The following is a 4,940-nucleotide window of genomic DNA, read 5'->3' on the forward strand; positions in this document are numbered from 1 at the left end:
CCGACTTGTCCGCGGGGCGTGCGGCGGGCGGTGCGCGTCCGCGCCCGGCCGCGCCGCCGCGCACCGCCAAGACGTCCGCCAAGACGTCCGCCAAGGCGCCCGGCAAGACGCCCGGCAGGGCGCCCAGGGCGGGGGCCGAGTCGGCGCAGCCGGCCAAGCCCGCCAAGGCCGCGCTGGCCGCCAAGGCCGAGCGGGCCGCGCCGCGTTCCGCCGCCCGGCGCGGCGCGGCGCCGCCGCGCACGCCGTTCGTGCTGCTGATCGTCGGGCTGCTGGGCGGCGCGCTGGTCAGCCTGCTGCTGCTGAACACGGTGCTGGCCGAGGACGCGTTCACGCTGACCCGGCTGCAGAAGAGCAACAAGCTGCTCGCCCAGCAGAAGGAGGCGCTGCAGGAGGACATCGCCCGGGAGGAGTCGCCCGCGATCCTGGCGCAGCGGGCCGAGGCGCTCGGCATGGTGCGGCCCACGCAGGTCGCCTACCTCGACGAGCCCACCGGCCGGGTGATCGGCGGTCCGGTGCGCCCGGTGCCGCACGCCGCGGCCGCCACCGCGGGCGCCGCGGGCGTCGTCGGCATCCCCGGCGCGGTGGTGCCGGGCGACGGCGTGCCGACCTCCTCCGACACCGGCGCGTCCGGCGAGCAGAGCCGCACCGGCCAGACGCAGAACGGGCAGGCGCAGCGGCCGTCCGCGCAGCGGTCCGGCGCGCCCACCACCGGGGCGCCGTGAGCGCGGGGCACGCCGAGGGAGTGACGCGGTGACGACTCGGCCGGGACGCGGTACGGCGGGGCCGCCGACCGGCCGCCGGGGCGGCCCGCAGGGACGCGGTCCCCGCGGCTCGGGGGCGCGCCCCGAGGACAGGAGCGAGAAAAGCGGCCCCGGCGCGGCGCGGGCGTCCGGGCGTCCGGCGGGCGGTGTGCCGAAGACGCCGGGGGCGGGCACGCCGCGGCGCCCCGCGCGCGGAGCCGCCGTGCCGCCGCCCCGCAAGGGCGAGCCGGGCGCCGCCGCGCCCAAGCGCACCCCTGCCCGCGACAGGGGCAAGGACAGGGAGCCGGGCGGCAGGCCCGCGGCCAAGCCGACGAGCAAATCCGCGGGAAAGACGGCCGGCAAGACGGCGAACAGGACGACGCGTCCGCCCGCCAAGGGCGCGCCCAAAGGCACCGCCAGGGACACCGGCAAGGCCGCCGCGAAGACGCCTGCCAAGGCGTCCGCCAAGGCCGACGGCAAGGGACGCCCCAGGAAGGGCGGCAGGCCGCCGGGCCCGCCGCGGCCGCCGCGACGGCCCCGGCCGCGCGTCCCGTTCCGCCGCCGCGACCCGATCAAGCGGCTGAACGCCGGGCTGCTGGTGGTGGCGTTCGTGCTGTCGCTGTTCGCCGGTCGGCTGGTGCAGCTGCAGACGATCGAGTCGGCCGCCTACACCGAGCGGGCCAAGCGGCAGCGGCTGCAGACCATCGACCTGCCCGCGGTGCGCGGCGACATCACCGACGCCCAGGGCAACCCGCTGGCCATGACCGTGGAGGCGCGCGCCGTCTTCGCCGACCCCCTCATGATCGAGCCCAAGGACCGGCAGAAGGTGGTGTCCAAGCTGGCGCCGATGCTGGGCCTGGACCCGGACCACGTCATGAAGGTGATCAGCAAGACCGGCAGCAGGTTCGAGTACCTGGCGCACGGGGTGCGGCCCGACCGGGCCCGGCTGGTCACCGCCGAGAAGCTGCCCGGCATCGGCACGCTGCCGGAGTACCGGCGCGAGTACCCCAACGACGACCTGGCCGCGGGCGTCATCGGGTTCGTCAACGCCGAGGGCGAGGGCGGCGCCGGGCTGGAGTACTCCATGAACAAGCAGCTGGCCGGCCAGGCCGGATGGCAGCGCGTGGAGATCAGCCCCGAGGGGCAGCACATCCCCATGGGCGAGGACCAGAAGCAGCCCTCGGTGCCCGGCCGCGGACTGCGCCTGACGCTGCTGCGCGACCTGCAGTACAAGGCGCAGGAGGCGATCGAGGAGCGGGTGCGCGAGACCGGCGCCCGCAACGGCAGCGTCATCGTCATGGACGTGCGCACCGGGCAGCTGCTGGCGCTGGCGTCCGCGCCCGGCTACGACCCCAACGACTACGGCCGCTACCCCGAGGAGCGCTGGAACAGCCCCATCGTCCGCGAGGCCTACGAGCCCGGCAGCACCGGCAAGGTGATCACCGCGGCCGCGGTCATGGAGAAGGGCGGCGTCACGCCCGAGACGCCGTTCACCGTGCCGTACAGCATCACCCGCTACGACCGCAGGTTCCACGACTCGCACCACCACCCCACGCAGCGGCTGACGTTCGCCGGCGTGCTGGCCACCTCCAGCAACGTCGGCACCATCCTGGCCAGCGAGCGGATCTCCCAGCAGACGCTCTACCAGTTCCTGCGCGCCTTCGGGTTCGGGGAGAAGACCGGCATCGGGCTGCCGGGCGAGACCGCCGGAAGCCTCAGCCCGCCGAGCAAATGGTCGGGCACCGACCGGTACCCGATCTCGTTCGGGCAGACGGTGTCGGTGAACGCGCTGCAGATGGCCAGCGTCTACGCCACCATCGCCAACAACGGCGTCCGGGTCGCCCCCAACCTGATCCTGGGCAGCACGGGCGAGGACGGCTCGTTCACCCCCGCCCCGGCGCCCGAGCGGCGCCAGGTGATCAGCGCCGACACCGCCCGCAAGCTGCGCGACATGCTGGAGGGCGTCATCTCCGAGGAGGGCACCGCCCCCAAGGCGCGCATCAAGGGCTACCGGGTGGCGGGCAAGACCGGCACCGCGGAGATCGTCAACCCCTCCTGCGGATGCTACCGGGGCGGCGGCTACACCGCCTCCTTTGCCGGATTCGCACCCGCCGATGACCCGCAGCTGGTCGTTCAGGTGGTCCTGCAGAACCCGCGGCGGGGAAGCCACTATGGTGGCGATGCGGCCGCGCCGGTGTTCAAGGACGTGATGAGCTTCGCGCTGCAGACCCGGAAGATCCCGCCGACGGGAAGCAAACCGCCGACCGTCAAGATCTACGCCCGGGACTGATCGCAGCGAGTACCCTCTTCCGCCGTGAGTTCAGCATCGGCAGCCGCGTCCGCCCGAACGTCCGCCCGAACGTCCGTCCAGACGTCCGCCCGAACGTCCCGTACCGAAAGACACGCCATGCGCCCGACGACCACCCCGGCCCGGCCGCTGTCCGGTCTGGCGGCGCTGCTGGGGGTCGCGGAGGCCGGGGACGGCCGGCGGTCGGCGGGGGTGTCGGTGACCGGCATCACCCACGACTCCCGCCGGGTGCTGCCGGGCGACCTGTACGCGGCGCTGCCCGGCACCCGCGCGCACGGTGCCGACTTCGCCCGGCAGGCCGCCGCCGCGGGCGCCAAGGCGATCCTCACCGACCCCGCCGGACGCGACCGGGCCGCCGCCGCGGGCCTGCCCGTGCTCGTGGTCGACGACGTGCGGGCCCGGCTCGGCCAGGCCGCCGCCTGGGTGTACGGCGAGCCGGCCCGGGACCTGGCGCTCATCGGCGTCACCGGCACCAGCGGCAAGACCACCACCGTGTACCTGCTGGAGGCGGGGCTGCGCGCGGGCGGGGTGGACACCGCCGTGATCGGCACCGTGGAGGTGCGGATCGGCGCCGACCGGGTGCCCTCCGCGCTGACCACCCCCGAGGCCACCGACCTGCACGCGCTGTTCGCCGCGATGCGCGAGCGCGGGGTGGGCGCGGCGGCCATGGAGGTCTCCAGCCATGCGCTCGACCAGGGCCGGGTCGGCGGCGCCCACTACGAGGTGGCGGTCTTCACCAACCTGTCCCAGGACCACCTGGACTACCACCCCACCATGCGGGAGTACTTCGCCGCCAAGGCCCGGCTGTTCACCCCCGACTACGCGCGGGTCGGCGTGGTCAACCTCGACGACGAGTGGGGCCGCGAGCTGGTGGAGGTCGCGACCATCCCGCTGACCACCTACTCGGCGTCCGGCGACCCGGCGGCCGACTGGCGCGCCGAGGACGTGCGGCTCGGCGCCGACGGCAGCGTGTTCCGCGTGGTCGGCCCCGGCGGCATCGAGGCCGACGCGGCCGTCCAGCTGCCCGGGCCGTTCAACGTGGCCAACGCGCTGGCCGCGATCGTGGCGCTGGTGGAGGCGGGCCTGACGCTGCCCGCCGCGGTGCACGGCGTGGCGTCGCTGACCGGCGTGCCCGGCCGCCTGGAGCGCGTCGACGCGGGTCAGGACTTCGTCGCCCTGGTCGACTACTCCCACAAACCGGGGGCGGTCGAGGCGGTGCTGACCGCGCTGCGCCCGCTCACCGAGGGGCGGCTGGCCGTGGTGCTGGGCTGCGGCGGCGACCGCGACCCCGGCAAGCGCCCGCTGATGGGCGAGGCCGCCGCGCGGCTGGCCGACATGGTGTACTTCACCAACGACAACCCCCGGTCCGAGGACCCGCTGGCCATCCTCGCCGCTATGGTCGAGGGCGGGCTGAAGGTGCCGCTGGAGCGGCGCGCCCATGTGGTGGTGGAGCCCGACCGCGCGGCCGCGATCGAGCTCGCCGTCGCCCGCGCCCGCCGCGGCGACGTGCTGGTGGTGGCCGGCAAGGGCCACGAGCTGGGCCAGTACGTGGCCGGCGAGGTGCTGCCGTTCGACGACCGGGAGGTCCTGCGCGCGGCGCTGCGCCGAACGCAGGCCGCCGCGGGCGCGTCCAACGTCGAGAACGCACGAGGAGACAGGACGCAGGCGTGATCCCACTTCCGCTGGCGACTATCGCGGAGCTGACCGGCGGCGTCGCCCACGGGGACGGCGCGGACGCCGTGGTCCGCGGCCCCGTCGTCATCGACTCGCGGGCCGTGGAGCCCGGCGCGCTGTTCGCCGCGCTGCGCGGCGAACGCGCCGACGGCCACGACTTCGCCGCCGCCGCGCTGGCCGCCGGGGCCGCCGAGGTGCTCGCCGAGCGCCCGGTCGGC

4 protein-coding genes are annotated in these 4,940 nt (G+C 75.6%); all 4 read left to right on the top strand.

The features are described 5' to 3' along the window. The coding region (gene ftsL / locus ABD879_RS31990) for a cell division protein FtsL (protein ID WP_345025522.1) at nt 1-722 on the top strand (722 nt) is incomplete at its 5' end. A 589-nt stretch (nt 723-1,311) separates the two neighbouring features. After that, the gene (locus ABD879_RS31995) at nt 1,312-3,030 is read left to right on the top strand and encodes a peptidoglycan D,D-transpeptidase FtsI family protein (protein WP_451916759.1); all 1,719 of its coding nucleotides are present in this window, start codon (nt 1,312-1,314) and stop codon (nt 3,028-3,030) included. 117 nt (nt 3,031-3,147) lie between these two features. After that, complete coding sequence (locus tag ABD879_RS32000) at nt 3,148-4,719, top strand: UDP-N-acetylmuramoyl-L-alanyl-D-glutamate--2,6-diaminopimelate ligase (protein ID WP_345025524.1); 1,572 nt, start codon at nt 3,148-3,150, stop codon at nt 4,717-4,719. Beyond that, nucleotides 4,716-4,940, top strand: a 225-nt coding sequence (locus ABD879_RS32005; protein WP_425549673.1) for a Mur ligase domain-containing protein, incomplete at its 3' end; no start/stop codon positions are given. The genes ABD879_RS32000 and ABD879_RS32005, both read left to right, overlap by 4 nt.

This window comes from Actinomadura keratinilytica, from assembly GCF_039539665.1.
Lineage (GTDB): Bacteria > Actinomycetota > Actinomycetes > Streptosporangiales > Streptosporangiaceae > Spirillospora > Spirillospora keratinilytica.